The sequence below is a fragment of the Rhizobium anhuiense bv. trifolii genome, from assembly GCF_024346605.1.
GTDB classification, from domain to species: Bacteria; Pseudomonadota; Alphaproteobacteria; order Rhizobiales; family Rhizobiaceae; genus Rhizobium; species Rhizobium anhuiense.
Genome location: NZ_CP098804.1, coordinates 425,108 through 440,227 on the forward strand (window position 1 = coordinate 425,108; position 15,120 = coordinate 440,227).

A 15,120-nucleotide genomic window follows, 5' to 3' on the forward strand; every position below is an offset into this window, starting at 1 on the left:
GAACCCACCACACCTGACCCTGCTTTCATCAGTTCTTCGAGGGAATCCGGGCGACCATGCGCAGCGAGGTGGTCAATTCCTCCATCTGCAACCACGGACGCATCCAGGCCACGGCATTGTAAGCGCCCGGCCTGCCGGGGATCTCCTGTACGGTGACCTTTGCCTCGCGCAGCGGATATTTCGCCCGCGATTCCTCGCCGGCGTCGTCATTGGCATTGACATAGTTGGAGATCCAGCGATTGAGCCAGGCCTCGCAATCTTCCGCCTCCATGAAGGAGCCGATCTTATCGCGGCCCATCACTTTGAGATAATGGGCAAAGCGCGAGGTCGCCATCATATAGGGCAGACGGGCTGAAACGGCGGCATTGGCTGTTGCTTCGGGCCGGTCGTAGAGCTTCGGCTTATGCGCGGTCTGCGCCCCGAAGAACACGGCATAGTCCGTATTCTTGTAGTGGCAGAGCGGCAGGAAGCCGAGCTTGCCGAGCTCGGCGTCGCGGCGGTCGGTGATGCCGACTTCCGTCGGGCATTTCAGGTCCAGGTCGCCGTCGTCGCTCGAGAAGATATGCATCGGCAACCCTTCGACCTTGCCGCCGTTTTCCGCCCCTCGGATGGCGGTGCACCAGCCGTTCTTGGCGAAGGCTTCGGTCAGACGCGTGCCCATCACATAGGCTGCGTTCATCCAGCAGTAGGAATCGTGCGACAGTTCGCCGGTCTTGGAGCCGCCGGTTTCGTCGAAATTGAACTCTTCGATCGGACTGGTCTTCGGACCGTAGGGCATGCGGGCGAGCACGCGCGGCATGGCGAGCGTCACGAAGCGTGAATCGTCGCTGTCGCGCAGGCTGCGCCACTTGGCGTACTCCACCGTCTCGAAGATCTTCTCGAGATCGCGGGGTTTGGCCAGTTCGCGGAAATCCTCGAAGCCGAACATGCGCGGGCTGGCGGCCGAGATGAACGGCGCGAAAGCGGCTGCGGCGATCATCGAGACGCCCTGCAGAAGCTGGACGTCGTCGAAGGAATTGTCGAATTCGTAGTCGCCGATCAGCGCGCCCATCGGTTCGCCGCCGGGTGTGCCGAACTCGTCTTCATAGACCGACTTGAAGAGCCGCGACTGGTCGAACTCGACGGCCTTTGCCAGATCCTTGGCGACATCGCGCTTGGATGCGTTGAGCACGCGGATCTTCAGATTGGCGCTGGTCTCGGTGTTCTTGACGAGATAATTCAAGCCGCGCCAGGCGCCTTCGAGTTTGGTGAACTCGGGCGACTGCATGATGGCCGCGAGCTGGCTTGAAATCGCCTTGTCGATCTCGGCAATGGCATTGTTCAGTGTGATCGTCAGGTTGCGATCATAGCTGACCGTACCCTTCAGGGCTTGATCGGTCAGCGTGCGCAGAAGGTCCTGGGCACGGTCGGGCTCGGTCTGGCGGGTTGCCGCAACGACCTTCGAGAGCAGGTTCTCATCAGGCGCGAACCCGGCTTCTTCCTTTGTTTGCAATTGCGTTTCGGCGGTCATCTATCGATCCTTTTTGCGAAAGCGGCGGCCCTCGAAGCATGAGGGGTTCCCTTCGAGAGGGGCGGCTGCCGGACAACGACTTTTCAGGAATTGAGCGCGCGGGCCGCTATCGGTCCGCGATCCCAGGCACTCAGTTCAACACGTCCTTCGCCTCTTCGGCTTTGCCGCCGCCAAGCTGGGCCACCAGCTGCGAGAGATCGGCCTTGTTCTGCAGGATATCCTCGAGCAGGCGCTCGAGTTCCTCGGAGCGGTCCGCCTTGCTCATCAGGTCGCGCAGCTGGTTGCGGGCGTTGAGCAGGGCCTTCAGCGCCGGTACCTGATCGACGACAGAGCCGGGTTCGAAATCGGCCATGCTTTCGAATTTCAGCGAAACCGGAATCTCGGTTCCATCTTTCTCGAGGGTGTTCTCGACCGACAGGGTGAGGCCCGGCGTCATGCGGCGCATGACGTCATCGAAGTTGTCGCGGTCGATCTGCACGAATTTGCGCTCGCCGAAAGGCTTGAGCGCCTGCGTGGGATTGCCGGAGAAGTCGCCGAGCACGCCGACGACGAAAGGCAGTTCCTTCACCACCATCGCGCCTTCGGTTTCGACTTCGTATTTGATGTGGACCCGCGGCTTGCGAACCCGTTCCAGTTTTTCATGCACACTTGCCATCGAGATTCTCCTTCGTCTCATCGGCGGATTGTCAATTGAGATGCTGCGGCCTGCCGCTAGCCTCCCTTGTCGGTGACGGGCTGGATGCCGGCTGCCGTCAGCACCGCGTTGCGGGTGTGTTGTTCGGGCAGCAGTTCGGCAAGAAGCTCGAAAAAGTCCATCCGGCCGCGACGCACCAGCGTCTCGATCGACATGGAGATCGGTGAATGGGGCTCGGTACGGCGGAAATAGCGGGCAACGGCGATCAGAAGTTCGAAGGCCTCTTCCCGCGAACGAATCGTCTCGGCGCTGACGGGTGGCATGCGAATGGCCTCGGCTTCGTTGCCATTGCTTGCCTGCAACGGCTCGGATCCCTGCGGGACAAGGGCTTCAGGAGCGGTGAGCGGCTCTTCGATCCCGGCGAGCATCCGGATTGCAGAAGCGGCCTCCTGCAAAACATTGCGTGTATTCGAACTCGGTGGCGCCTGGTCGCCGCAGTGTCTGTCAAGTATTTCGACCATGCGATCGAAAGCGGCGATGCACTCGGTCAGCACGCCGAGATGGGCTGACATCTGAGCGACACCGGCTTCTGCCGCCGCCTGCTGCAATTCCTTGCGCCGTTCGGCTTCGTTCGGCCGCTGTGCAAGCTGAAAATCCCAAAGCGAAAACTGGGCGAACTTTCCGCCGGGGATCAACGATGTCAAACGAATAGCCTGGATCAGCGTTCCTTCGCCGCCGACGCCGTTCAGGCCCGCGAAGGGCGCGAACCGTTCCTCGATATCGCCGTCTCCGATCGAATGCAAAGCGTCGAAATACTTGTCTAAAAGCGACACGGTTGCGACGTAAACGTCATGCAATCCTGAGAAGCCGCGCAGCCGCAACTGCGCTTCCGCCAGCCAGGCCAATACTTCGATGTCCTTGCTTCTGGAAGAAAGGATCTGCAATCCAAGATTGCTAACATCATGCCAGGCAGGTGCAAGCGCAATAGTGTCGCCTGGAGAAATACTACGTTCGGCTGTACGCGCGGCGTTTCTCGCGTCCTTAATTCTATAGTATATTTCACGTGATGAAGTATTAATCCGCACGTTTTCTCCGCACGGATGATTTTGTTCAAATGGATCTATAATTTCACGAACGTTCACGCGGTTAAATTCCTCAAAAAGCAGAGCATACTGCGAAGAACGGTCATTTTGGGCGGCTCATATTGGCTTGTCAACCATCGAAGGATGATGACGGATTTATGACGACTTTCGATATGCTCGTTTTTCAAAATAGAGTCGTTTTTCTTCTGGACAAGGGTTTATGAGCGCCCTAGTTGTTTCTTCGCGTTAGGAGAGCATACTGAATTTCGACGTAAACACAGGACTGGTGGATGTCCCATATCGATCTCAATCGTCTGATAAGAACGCTTGAGCCCAATTTACGTGTCGGTCTTGAGACAGCGGCTTCGCTTGCCGTGCGGCATCAGCACGCCGTCGTCGATATCGCCCACTGGCTTCGCTCCCTTCTTGATATCGCAGGATTTTCTGCCGTTTTCGAAGAGCTCAAGCTCTCCTCCGAAATGCTGAGGACAGAGCTCGACGCGGCGATCGCCGACATGCCGCGGGAGGATGGCGCCTCGCTCGCGCTCTCTCCAAACCTGCTTGCCCTTGGGAGGGAATCCTTTCTGGTTGCATCGCTGCAATGCGGGCGGAATGTCGTGCTGCTGGCCGATCTGCTGGCCGCGCTGATCAATGATTCGGCATTGCGGGCCGTGATGCGGGGCATTGCCCCATCGATGCGCAATCTCGACAGGGCGACGCTCGACAGGTTGCTGGAGAAAGCGTCGTCCGGTTCGTCCGAGCAGCTTTCCATGCCCGCCACCCCGTCTCCGAACCTCTCTGGGGACAATGAATTCCTGCGGCTCTACACCCACGACATGACGGCGGATGCCCGCGCCGGCCGGATCGACCCGGTCATCGGCCGTGATGGCGAATTGCGGCAGTTGATCGATATCCTGATGCGCCGGCGCCAGAACAATCCGATCCTGGTCGGCGAGGCGGGAGTCGGCAAGACCGCGGTGGCCGAAGCGCTTGCCCTGGAGATCGCCGCCGGCAACGTGCCCGCGCGGCTGAAGGACGTGAAGCTGCTGCTGCTGGACCTGAGCCAGCTGCAGGCTGGCGCCGGCGTCAAAGGCGAGTTCGAACGGCGCTTGCATGGCGTGGTCGATGCGGTGAAGACCTCGCCCGAGCCGATCATCCTGTTCATAGACGAGGCGCATGGGCTGATCGGCGCCGGCGGACAGGCGGGGCAAGGTGATGCCGCCAATATCCTGAAGCCCGCTTTGGCGCGGGGAGAACTGCGGACGATCGCGGCGACGACCTGGGGCGAATACAAGCGCTTCATCGAAAAGGATGCCGCGCTCACCCGCCGCTTTCAGACCGTGCATGTCCGCGAGCCGGACGAAGAAGCCGCAATCCGCATGCTGCGCGGCGTGGCGGAAGGCCTGAAAACCCATCACAAGGTCCGCATCCGCGACGAGGCGATCATCGCCGCCGTCCGGCTTTCGGCGCGATATCTGCCGGACCGGCAGCTTCCCGACAAGGCGATCAGCCTGATCGACACGGCCGCTGCTGCGGTGGCGCTGGCGCGCCAGACGACGCCGGAGGCGCTGAAGTTGCTCGCCGACGAGCGCGATCTTCTGGAAACCGAGGCGAACTGGCTCGCACGCGAACCGGAGACGCCGGAAAAGCGCGCCCGGCTTGAGGAGATCGCCGGCAAGCAGAAGCAGATCGTTCTGGAGATCGAGACGCTCCAGTCGAAATTCGACGAAGAAAACCGGCTCGTCCGGGAAGCGGACCGGCTGGAGGAGTTCTTCTCGCCCGACGACGCCGTCGTCCCGCTGGCGCCGGCCGACAAGACGGGCGACGGCACGAATGTCGCGCCTTTCCCATCGCAAGCCATGACCGCGGAAAGCGCACGCGCCGCACTTGCCGTCACGGAACGCAGCCTGGCGGCAGTCGTGGATCAAACGCCGCTGCTACCGCGCGTCGTCGACAAGGAAATCGTTGCCGCCGTCGTCGCTCGCTGGACCGGCATTCCGGTCGGCAAGCTGCTGTCGGACCAGATCGAGACCGTCAAGACGCTCGATGCCCGCCTGAAGGAGCGAGTGCTTGGCCAGGACGCGGCGATCGAGCGCATCGCATCAGCGATGCGGGCGGCCCGCGCCGGGCTTTCCGATCCGCGCCGGCCGCCGGCCGTCTTCCTGCTGGTCGGCATGTCCGGCACCGGCAAGACCGAAACCGCGCTTTCGCTCGCCGACATGCTGTATGGCGGCAGCCGGTACCTCACGACCATCAACATGTCCGAATTCAAGGAGGAGCATAAGATTTCCATGCTCCTCGGCTCGCCGCCCGGTTATGTCGGTTACGGCGAAGGCGGCGTGCTTACCGAGGCGGTGAGGCGCAGGCCCTATGGGGTGCTGCTGCTCGACGAGATCGACAAGGCGCATCCGGGCGTTCAGGAGATCTTCTATCAGGTGTTCGACAAGGGAACGCTGCGCGACGGCGAAGGCCGGGACATCGATTTCAAGAACACCACCATCGTCATGACGGCGAATACCGGTTCGGAAATGATCGCCTCGCTTGCCGCCGATCCCGACACGATGCCGGAGGCCGACGCGCTCGAAGCGCTGCTGACGCCGGAATTGCAGAAGCATTTCAAGCCGGCCTTCCTGGGCCGCACGACCGTGCTTCCCTTCATGCCGCTCGGCAACGAGACCCTCTCGGGCATCGTCGATATCCAGATCGGCCGTATCCGCGAACGGGTCGGGGCCACCTACGGGACCACGCTTTCACTCTCGCCGGAAGCCCGCGACGCGCTGATTTCGCGCGCCCGCGCCAGCGAGGTGGGCGCCCGAGCGATCGAGGTCATGATTGCCCGCGACCTCTTGCCTGTTCTTTCGACGTTTTTCCTCGATGCCGTTGGCCAGGGGAAGAAAATGAAAGGGGTTGCCATCGGCTACGATGGCCATCGCTTCGGCCTTAATGCCGAAGAGGCCGCCCCGCAGGAATTCGACACGCCGGGGGAAAGCCGGTTGTCGGATGAAGTAGCCCCGAGCCGCAAGCGCACTCGGGGAGCAGCGAGAAGAAAGGCAACTACGCCTTAGACGCAACTAGGCACTCAACCGCCAATAGGAGAGCTGACAGCATGCCGATTTATCTTCAGATCGACGGTATCCAGGGGGATGCGACCCACGAGCAGCATCGCAAGTGGATGGACATCGAAGCCATCCACTGGAACGTCGCCCGCAACATGAACACCTCCGCCGGTTCGGCGGCAAACCGCGAAGCTTCCGAGCCGACCGTTTCGGAAGTGATCCTCACCAAGGTCAGCGACTCCTCGTCGACCAAGCTCTTCCAGGAGGCCTGCTCGGGCCGCACCGGCAAGCGCTCCGTCATCCATCTCGTCACGACGGGCAATCCCGGCGACACCTATATCGAGTACTCGCTCGAGAACACGCTGATCGCCAGCTACTCGATCGATTCCAACGGTGACCGCCCGGTCGAGACGATCAAGCTGAACTTCACCAAGATGGAAGTGAAGTACACGCCTTACGACGACAAGCACTCGCCGCAGTCGCCGATGATCGCCTCTTACGATCTCGCGACCACCAAGGCCGCTTAAGGCTTCTCAACATCGGCAGTGCCAGCCTTGCTGCTGGCACTGCAGCCGACGTTTCGCGCGCCTTTTCCATCACAGGGAAGGGCGCTGAAACAGGCTGTTTTCGCAGATGAGTTGAGAGACATCCTTGCGCTTTAGACAATGGAGATGATCGTGTCGGCTGCAACTGATCGTTTGAACGATATTCTTGTGGAATTGCCCAAATACAAATCCCAATGGGAGACGAACGTCGCCAATCCCTATGTGCGGGCTTACGATCTCGCCATCGACAATTTCCAGAAAACCACAAAGGCCCAGGAAGCCCGCGACCGCATGCTGGCCGAGCTCTTCGTGTTTTCCGCTTCGGTCCTGACGGGCAGCATCATGATGGCCGCCTTCGCGACGACCTCGGTGCGCGTGCTGGCGGGGCGCACGGCGCTGCGCGTGATCTGCAACAACAATCTCAACCGCACCTTCGACCTGATGCATGCTGCCGCCAATAGCAAACCGGTGATGTTTGCGCTCGGCGGCGTGCTCGACGAGGCCAAGAAACTCGCCAACAAGCAGGTGACCAGCGCCGCGGAAAAGCTGACCAGCAGCGCGCCGATCGCCTCTGCGCCGACCGCCCTCAATTTCATGACGCGGATCGCGGATTTCATCGATACCAACCACATCTGCGTGCATGATTTGGTCAGGGGCGTGCAGCAGGACAATTCGATCAGCGAGGCCAACAAATCCAGGCTTGCCGATCTGGTCGGCAAGACGCCGTTCTGCAATCCGCCGGAGAGCCGGCGCGTCGACGAAAACCGGCTGTCCCAGAAGATGGAGCTCTTGTTCTACATGAGCGCGGTTCTGGATTCCGACAAGCTGGTGACCTATGTGCCGGCCACCGGCGGCACCGTCGGCGGCGCGGGCCGGGATATCGAGTACACCAAGAACGCCATTCCACAGCTGCCCTCGGCATCGGATTATCCGAAGGCCACTTCGCCCCGCTTTATCGGCCGGCCTCTCCAGCCTTTCGAACCCGGTCAGCGTGTCGAATACGACAATATCGGATCGGTCGTGCGGGATCGCATCGACACGCTCAGCCGTCTTACCGGCAATTCTTCCTTCTATCCGCAGCAGAATTTTGCCGAAAGGCTGCTGATCGACCCCACCGGCAGCGCCCAACTGGCGAAGGCGGAGCAGATCATCAACCGTCTTTCCACCGAAGCGCGGCCGAAAGAGCTGACCGATGTCAGGATGATCTGAGGGTGTCGGTGCTGTTGACGGATCTCCTGAAGCCGCTGGGATGGATGGGACGCTTGCGCTGGCCGCTGGTTGCGGCGGCTCTTGCCTGCGTCATGGCCGCAAGTGCTGCCGGCATGGTGGGTGCGTCCGATACCACCGATCAATCGCTGCTTCAGATCGAAGAGGTGTCGTCGCGCCTCTCCGGTATGCCCGCCGCTGTCGAAAATGTCGTGAAGGCTGCCGCGGATCGGGGCATTCCGGAGGCTTCCGATGCGCGGCCGCTGCTTGAAACAGCTGCGCGGTCTTCCTTCAAGGCCGACGGTATGCTGGCCGAAATATCAAAAGCTGTCGATGGGGCAGGCGACGATGCCGTCGATCCGAAAGCCTTCGCCAAAGCGGCAGCGGCTTTGGAAGAGGGGCAGGCGAAGATCGCGCGCATGTACGAAGCGCAGGACCAGACCGCGGCGAAGGACATCGAAACGCATCTTGCCGATCCGGACAAGGGGCTGCGGATAAACCAGCTTGCCGATCTGATGGCCGGCCCGGATCTTGCCGTGGAAACCGCTTTCACCTCGCAGCTGATGTATCTGTCGCTGGAGGCTCTTTCCAGCTCCGATGCCGGGAAACTGGCGTCCGCTTCGCAGGACGAGCTGCAATCCGAGATGCGGGGCGTGATCTCGTCGCTGCGTTCGAAAAGCGAGAACGAGAAGCCGGTTCCCAAGGACATGGCACGGGCGAACGAAAGGGCGCGGCTGACCTTCGTGCTCGCCACCCTGTCTCCGGAAGACCTGTCGGTGCTGACGGATTTCTACGAGAGCCCGGGTGGAAAGGCCAAGCGCGACGCGCTCATCGAAAGTTACAGGCAGGTCTCCGATCAGGCCAATAGCGAAATGCTGGGGCAGTATTTCCAGGCGCTGGTGGATTACCTCAAGACCCATCCTCGGCCGCAACAGCAGCAGTAATTCGGCTCCCAAGACGGAACGTGATGTTATGGACGATTTGCAATCCCTCGCCGCCGATTTCATTCAGGCGAACCGTATTCTGAAGATCGTCTCGCCGCTCGGCGAGGACCAGCTTCTGCCGGAGCGGGTGACGATCGAGGAAGGCATTTCCTCGCTCTTTGAAATCAAGCTGTCGGCGCGCGCCAAGAAGCCGTCGGTCAAGCCGGAGGAGTTGATCGGCCGGCTGATGGATGTCTCCGTCGAGGTGCAGCAGGGCGAGGATGGCGGCGGCGTGCGCCGGCCGTTCAACGGGCTGGTGACCGAACTCAACGAGGGGCCGCCGATCACCCGCGGCCTCAGATCCTATTCCATGGTGCTGCGCCCGCAGATGTGGCTGCTGTCGCGCCGCTCCGACTGCCGCATCTGGATGGACAAGACCTCGGTCGATATCGTCGAGACGCTGTTTTCCGAGCACGGCATCCCGGCGCCCGATACCACGGGCGTGATCACGCCACCACCGCCGCAGCATTATTCGGTGCAGTGGAACGAAACCGACCTTGCCTTCCTCACCCGCCGTTTCGAGGAGGACGGACTGTTCTACTGGTTCTCCCATGAGGACGGCAAACACAAGCTGCATGTCGCCGACAGCGCCCGGTCTTGGCTCGGCCCGTCGCCCTCGGCGCAGGGCGAGGGGCAGGTCCGCCTGGCGCAGGGCTCGGCCGACCGCAACCATATCACCGAGTGGAGCCGGCGCTATTCCTATGTGCCGGGGCAGCGGGCCGGTGCCGACTGGAACTTCGAGACGCCGCGCATGGTGCCCGGCACGATGACGCCGTCGCTGGTGCAGATGCCGGAAGCGACCAAGCGCGAGCTCTACGAATACCCGGCCCGCATCTCGTCGGTCGCTGAGGCGGAGCGGGCGGAAAAACTCAGGATGCAGGCCTCCGAAGCCGACCACGACCGGGTCTTCGGCGGCTCCACATCCCGCATCCTGGAGGCGGGGCGCCGCTTCACCCCCTATGAAGTCGCCCATCCCGACCATGCCTATGAGGAGCATGTGGTGGTCAAGGCGGTGCATACCGTCGTCGACCGCTCTTACGAGACGAACAGCAACGAGCCGGAATACACGAACACATTCGAGGCGGTGCCGTCACGGGTGGCGATGACGCCGCACCGCGAGACCAAGCGGCCTCGGATAGAGGGCACGCAAGTGGCAATCGTCGCCGGCCCCTCCGGCGAGGAGATCCATCCCGACCAGTACGGTCGCATCAAGCTGTGGTTCCCCTGGGACCGCAAGGCCAAGAAGGACGGTTCCGACACCTGCTGGGTGCGCGTCAGCCAGGTCTGGGGAGGCGGGACCTGGGGCGCCCAAGTCATCCCGCGCATCGGCATGGAGGTGATGGTCGCCTTCGTCGACGGCGACCCCGACCGGCCACTGGTCACCGGCGTGGTCCCCAATCCCAGCAACGCAGTTCCTTACGACCTGCCGGCCAACAAGACCCGCATGGTCATGCGCTCGAACTCCCATAAGGGCACCGGCTTCAACGAAATGACCTTCGAAGACGAGGCCGGCCAGGAGAACATGTTCTTCCACGCCCAGAAGGACCAGACGACGCGCGTGCTGAACGACCGCACAAAGCGCATCGACCGGCACGAGGTTTCGGCGATCGGCGCCAACCGGACGGTCGAAGTCGGCGGCAACCAGAAGCACGAGGTCGGCGGCTCGATGAACACCGTCGTCGGCGGCACCGGGCCGATGGCCATGGCGCTGATGGGGGCGGTCAGCGGTCTCTCCGGACATACGGCCGGGCTGCTGGCGCAGGCTGGGCAAATTGCAGGCGGCGGTGGGCCGGGGCTTGCGGCCTTTGCCGGCACGCTGGCGTCTTCAGCGCTCGGTTTCCTCGGTGCAGGCGGACTGGGAAGCCGCGAGGGCGTTGTGTCCGGGCCGTCGCCCAGAGCGGATGCGGGCACGGCATTGGCCGGCTCCGGCACGGGTGTCGGCGACGCGGCCTCCAGCCTTTTTCCGCTGCCCGGCATCATGAACACGATTGTCGGCTCGTTCAAATCGGACACGATCGGCATTGCCCGTGCCGAGCAGGTCGGCGTGAGCAAGGTGACCAATGTCGGCCAGACATCGCTGGAGAGCGTCGGCAAATTCAAGAAGATCGCCGTCGGCGAGGAATTCGTCATCGAATGTGGCGATTCCAAATTCATCATGAAAGCCAATGGCGAAGTGATCATTCTCGGCAAGACGTTCAACTTCGTCGCCACCGAACACTTCCAGATGCGCGGCAAGCCGATCGATCTGAACTGAGGAGGTTCGCTTGGAACTGATCAACCGGCTTCCCTTTCCGGCTATGGCCTTTCGGCAGTTCGATGCGAATGGGGACTTGGATTGTGTCGTGTCGGTTCGTGGCACGTTCGAACATGTTCAAAACGACAGATTGCGGTTACGTCGCGAGCAGGAAGACTTCCAGTGGGAGGACGCCTATGAAGGTGATCCCCATGCCGGCCCTCTCCTGCGTCAGACCGATCTCACACCAGAGAAGGTCGGCACCGACATCACTTTCCTCGGCAATGCCTATGCGCCGGGCAGCACTCCAGCATCGTCATGGCAGGTCGGTCTGCGCGTCGGACAGCTCTCCAAAAGGCTTGAAGTCCATGGCGCGCGCTTCTGGCGCCCCGTCATCAAGGAAAAATGGGCCGGCTTTTCGGCAAGGGAAGCCAAGCGGGTGCTGGCGGATTGGCATCTGAGCGAAGCAGAACCGGCATCTTCGGTGCCGATCTGCTGGAGCAAGGCTTATGGCGGTCAAATTCCCGGTACGGGCGATCCGCAAACCGAAACGCCCGCCGATGTCGAAGCGCGCAATCCGCTCGGCTGCGGCATCGTCAATCTCGACATGCCTTGGGATCAAGCGCCCGTCGCGGCACCGCAAATCACGTTGCTGGGACAGACGCTGAACTGGCGCGAGCCCACCGAGCCTCAGGGACTGGGCTTGGTGTCGCCTTGGTGGCGATCTCGTCAGCAACATGCCGGGACCTATGACGATGTCTGGCTCAACGAGCGTCACCCGCTTCTGCCCGAAGATTTCGATGCACGCTTCTGGCAATGCGCTCATCCGGATCTCGTTGCGGCCCCTTATCTGAGCGGGGACGAAGACTACGAACTGGATCATCTCCACCCTAGCTTCGCCCAAGCCACAGGGCGACTGCCGGGGATCACGCTGGGCGTCCGATGTGTCGGCCAGGAGCGCGATGAGTGGTATCTGCTCTCGCTGGACGGCGTGCATTTCGACTGGCGGAACGATGGTCGAGTTATGCTGACCTGGCGGACGCGCTTTCCGCTTCAGGAGGCAGGCCAAACATCGCTTACGTTGACGCGGGTTCAAATCAAAGCGGCGGATGATGCTCATCCCGACGGAGCAGCGGCATGAGCATTCCGCGCGACAACTATGTCGGCGAGCCCGACTATCCCACGCCCTGGACGACGAAGCAGCCGCGCGAAGGGCTCCGCGATATCGATGAGGCACGGATCGTTTCGCTGTCGCCGGATGTGTGCCTGACGCCGATAGGTTCTTCGGTCGTTCCCATACCATACCCGATCGTCGACTATTGTGGGCACGACAAGGGCTATACGCCATCCGTCCGCTTCACTGGCAAGAAAGCCATGGTCATGCGCTCCTGCACCACGCATGTCCATGGCGACGCTCCGGGCAATCGCAAGGGCGTTAAGTCAGGCGCGGTAGAAGACATCTGCGAGCCGATCGAGCATGCGGATCAGGTTCGAGCCGAGGGATCTCATGTCATCCGCCATCTCGACCGCTTCTGGATGAACAATCGCAATACGCAGGGCGAGGCGAATTTTGTGCGCGGTACCGAGACATTCGCGCCGCCTGAAGACGATGATCCCATTCCCGGCTCACTGCGCTGGACGGGTAGTGACGAAGGCAAGGTCGTGAGCGACACGTCACCCGAACCGCTGATAATGGGGGCTCAATACGCGGATGCGGGGAGCGCTCTTCGCAAGGTAGCGCCGCAGCAATCGGCAGGAAATGCGCAACCGGCAACCCAGCCCAAGCCGCTGCCGCAGCCACAGCGGCCGCAAACGACCCGACCTTTTCCTCCCGCCGCGAATGACAACGTTTATCAACGCCGCGGAACCTTCGGACGCCCTTTGCCGACAGGAGCGGGCCGGGTGCTCGGTTTGCTCGGCCTTGCGCAAGCCGGCTACCAACTCGGCGACATGGCGGGACGATGGTATGTCGGACCGGATGGTGTCATGGCTCGGGCGATCGGGGACCATTTGCGCGGGCAAGTCCCTATTACGTCGACGCAAGCGCAGGAAATCAGCAATTTGCCCTGGCATATGCGGGAATGGTTTTCCGGGAATGCGACCATCCTCAATGCCAATGACATTCTGGCGTTGAAGGCCGGTGTGCCGCTCGATTTTCGCACGATGGATCCCGATGATCTCGCCGACCTGCTCGAGGCGCCGTGGCCCAGCGCCGAGCAGTTGCGGAAAAACGCAGAGCGCATCGGTGAGCGCCGGGCGCCTGCAGCACTGCCCGTCCCGGAAAACGTCCGCGTGGAGCAGGAGCGTGAAAAGCGGAGATGCCGGATCGACACCTACGAAAAGATGGAGCCGATCTGCAAGAGCATCGGCATGCAGGCCCATCATATCGTGCCTGATTGGACCTTGCGCTATGGCACCCGCAAGGAAGCGATCGTCGGTGAAAAACGAATTCCGAATATGCCCGGTTTCTGGCAAGGGCAGAGCATGTGCGTCGTCGGGCAGGCAAGGACGCAGGGAACCGAACATAACGATTCTCACCTGGCCGATGGGGCGATCGAGGCGCTCGGTAGAAATTCCAATCCGCCGTTCACCGCAACTTTGGATGATGTTAAGGATGCCTCTATCGACGCGATGACGTCCGTTCGGCCGGATTGTGCCGCGCAGATCATCGCTGCAGTCAATGGCGAGTTCGCCGGGAGAGACCCCAACCAACTGTTGCGAGCCAAACAGTATCCGCCTTTGCCCAGCGACACGCTCAATGCGTTGCAGACGGGTGCCAAGAGAGGTGCAAATGCAAGACCTTAAGAGTGCGAGCAGCATGATAGAATTCACTCGCGCCTGTGCCCGCTCCGATGATGTCGTCGTGATCAATGCCGTCATGACAGGGTCTGACGTCTATGCTCCAGAATCCCGCATCTTTCGCTTCGAACACGACGCCCGGATCGGAGAACAATGGTATTATGACGACTTCGATTTCCATATGCAGGACATCACCTTATTCAGCAATCCGGAAATCGACGCTACGACCGACTATCTCACCTATATGTCTTCTGAGGGGGATGTTTATCACGCTTGGTGGAAAGGAAACTTTCGCGAAAAGATCGCGGGCGCGGGAACCTGGGTGGCAGACGCTAAAGGGCATGGACGAATGTCAGCAATTACCCAGGTCGGAGGCAAACTTTATGCATGCGGACAGGGTGGGCAAATCTATCGGCGACACGGTCGGGACAGTTGGAGCCTTCTGACTGATAGATTGCTGTTCGACATGGCCAGCTATCAGAAGAAAAAAGAAGGAAGGCCTCGCACAGATGATCCGGACTACCTTTCCTGGCTGAGGGACTTTCAGAAGCAAGCGCCCAAAAACATTTCTCTGAACGCTATCAAAGGCTTTTCGGAGGATGCGATATATCTATGCGGATCAGAGGGACCCCGGCCCGTCCTCTATTTCTGGGACGGTTCGGAGCTGCATGAGCTGAAGGTTTATCTTGAGGAAGCAGCGCTGACGGGCATCCACATTGAGCACGCGGATAGCGTCTGGATCTGCGGACGGGAAGGCGTGCTGCTGCACGGCAGCTATGCACGCGGGTTCACGCCAGTCAATCTGCGTCAACAGCTCAATCTCTTTCACATGATTACGCCCTATCGAGGCAAGCTGATATTGCCGTCGAGCGTTCGCCCGGGCGGCCTGTTCGAACTCGCGCCCGGCACGTCCGATCTGCGCCGGTTTTCCCCCGCTCTCCCTAAGCTGCGCGGTGAATACATTTTCTATGCGGGGGCTGTCGGTGATGTTCTTTGGGTTGTCGGTCAGAAGGATATTTTCCGCTTCGATGGGAATGAGTGGGAGCGGATTGAGCATCCTGATCTTTAAAAC

Annotated in this window: 11 protein-coding genes; 8 read left to right on the forward strand and 3 right to left on the reverse strand. The window is 61.0% G+C overall.

Annotated features, from left to right (window positions below):
• Positions 1–28: 28 nt before the first annotated feature.
• The 3 genes from tssC to tssA form a co-directional block, all read right to left on the reverse strand.
• Positions 29–1,510, reverse strand: coding sequence for a type VI secretion system contractile sheath large subunit (gene tssC / locus NE851_RS33750; RefSeq protein ID WP_047616887.1), 1,482 nt, complete (start codon positions 1,508–1,510; stop codon positions 29–31).
• Positions 1,511–1,640: 130 nt separating this feature from the next.
• Positions 1,641–2,165, reverse strand: a complete 525-nt coding sequence (tssB, locus tag NE851_RS33755; RefSeq protein ID WP_047616886.1) for a type VI secretion system contractile sheath small subunit — start codon at positions 2,163–2,165, stop codon at positions 1,641–1,643.
• 56 nt (positions 2,166–2,221) lie between these two features.
• Positions 2,222–3,286 carry a type VI secretion system protein TssA gene (tssA, locus tag NE851_RS33760; RefSeq protein WP_254962486.1) on the reverse strand — a complete coding sequence of 355 codons (1,065 nt, stop codon included), beginning with the start codon at positions 3,284–3,286 and terminating at the stop codon, positions 2,222–2,224.
• Positions 3,287–3,516: 230 nt separating this feature from the next.
• Between tssA and tssH the strand changes: the two genes are divergently transcribed.
• The 8 genes from tssH (at position 3,517) to NE851_RS33800 (ending at position 15,117) form a co-directional block, all read left to right on the forward strand.
• Entirely contained in the window at positions 3,517–6,291 is a 2,775-nt protein-coding gene (tssH, locus tag NE851_RS33765; protein WP_254962487.1) for a type VI secretion system ATPase TssH, read from the forward strand.
• A 41-nt stretch (positions 6,292–6,332) separates the two neighbouring features.
• On the forward strand, positions 6,333–6,809 hold the full coding sequence (locus NE851_RS33770) for an Hcp family type VI secretion system effector (RefSeq protein ID WP_003575677.1): 477 nt from the start codon (positions 6,333–6,335) through the stop codon (positions 6,807–6,809).
• Between the two features lie 144 nt (positions 6,810–6,953).
• Entirely contained in the window at positions 6,954–8,036 is a 1,083-nt protein-coding gene (locus NE851_RS33775; protein ID WP_254962488.1) for a hypothetical protein, read from the forward strand.
• A 2-nt stretch (positions 8,037–8,038) separates the two neighbouring features.
• A complete protein-coding gene (locus NE851_RS33780) occupies positions 8,039–8,977 on the forward strand; it encodes a hypothetical protein (RefSeq protein WP_254962489.1) in 939 nt (312 codons plus the stop codon).
• Positions 8,978–9,005: 28 nt separating this feature from the next.
• Complete coding sequence (gene tssI, locus NE851_RS33785) at positions 9,006–11,270, forward strand: type VI secretion system tip protein TssI/VgrG (protein WP_132574929.1); 2,265 nt, start codon at positions 9,006–9,008, stop codon at positions 11,268–11,270.
• 10 nt (positions 11,271–11,280) lie between these two features.
• Positions 11,281–12,390: a DUF2169 family type VI secretion system accessory protein gene (locus tag NE851_RS33790; protein ID WP_132574931.1), complete on the forward strand. Its 1,110-nt coding sequence runs from the start codon at positions 11,281–11,283 to the stop codon at positions 12,388–12,390.
• Entirely contained in the window at positions 12,387–14,054 is a 1,668-nt protein-coding gene (locus NE851_RS33795) for a DUF4150 domain-containing protein (protein ID WP_254962490.1), read from the forward strand. Before NE851_RS33790 ends, NE851_RS33795 begins: the two co-directional genes overlap by 4 nt.
• Entirely contained in the window at positions 14,041–15,117 is a 1,077-nt protein-coding gene (locus NE851_RS33800) for a hypothetical protein (RefSeq protein WP_165932252.1), read from the forward strand. The genes NE851_RS33795 and NE851_RS33800 overlap by 14 nt, the downstream gene beginning before the upstream one ends.
• Positions 15,118–15,120 lie beyond the last annotated feature (3 nt).

Bases quoted from the DNA above. Each gene is read 5' to 3' on its own strand.
- tssC (WP_047616887.1), bottom strand. From the start codon at position 1,510: ATGACCGCCGAAACGCAATTGCAAACAAAGGAAGAAGCCGGGTTCGCG.
- tssB (WP_047616886.1), bottom strand. From the start codon at position 2,165: ATGGCAAGTGTGCATGAAAAACTGGAACGGGTTCGCAAGCCGCGGGTC.
- tssH (WP_254962487.1), top strand. From the start codon at position 3,517: ATGTCCCATATCGATCTCAATCGTCTGATAAGAACGCTTGAGCCCAAT.
- NE851_RS33770 (WP_003575677.1), top strand. From the start codon at position 6,333: ATGCCGATTTATCTTCAGATCGACGGTATCCAGGGGGATGCGACCCAC.
- NE851_RS33775 (WP_254962488.1), top strand. From the start codon at position 6,954: ATGATCGTGTCGGCTGCAACTGATCGTTTGAACGATATTCTTGTGGAA.
- tssI (WP_132574929.1), top strand. From the start codon at position 9,006: ATGGACGATTTGCAATCCCTCGCCGCCGATTTCATTCAGGCGAACCGT.
- NE851_RS33795 (WP_254962490.1), top strand. From the start codon at position 12,387: ATGAGCATTCCGCGCGACAACTATGTCGGCGAGCCCGACTATCCCACG.
- NE851_RS33800 (WP_165932252.1), top strand. From the start codon at position 14,041: ATGCAAGACCTTAAGAGTGCGAGCAGCATGATAGAATTCACTCGCGCC.